The organism is Pseudomonas sp. W2Jun17, from assembly GCF_023127795.1.
Taxonomy (GTDB): Bacteria; Pseudomonadota; Gammaproteobacteria; order Pseudomonadales; family Pseudomonadaceae; genus Aquipseudomonas; species Aquipseudomonas synxantha_A.
This window is the reverse complement of record NZ_SPKO01000030.1, coordinates 1,436-1,758: the sequence shown is the minus strand read 5'-3', so window position 1 is coordinate 1,758 and position 323 is coordinate 1,436. Positions and strand designations below refer to the sequence as shown.

The 323-nt window shown below is 56.7% G+C and carries 1 protein-coding gene; it reads left to right on the top strand.

All coding sequences use genetic code 11. The features are described from left to right. On the top strand, positions 1-323 hold a 323-nt coding region (locus E4O98_RS18935; protein ID WP_248135974.1), incomplete at both ends, for an immunoglobulin-like domain-containing protein.

Genomic DNA, 323 nt, shown 5'->3' with positions numbered 1-323 from the left:
CAACCTTGAGCAACAAGGCCGGTACCGACGTCACGTTGAAACTCGACAACGGTTCAAGCATTACCATCAAAGCGGGCGACACCGTCGGCACCGTGACCGTGCCTGCGCCGACCGATGATGTGTTTATCGATAAGAGCACCCAGACGGTCCAGATCACTGACGCTTCTGGCGGCAACTTCGAGAAGTTGGAAGTCGCGGGCAACGGCGCCACCACCACGATCAACGACACCATCGACAAGGTCGATGTTGTCCTGACCGCTACCACTACCGTCGGTGAAGGCGGCAATATCGTTTACACCGCAAGCCTTGTGGATAAGAACGGT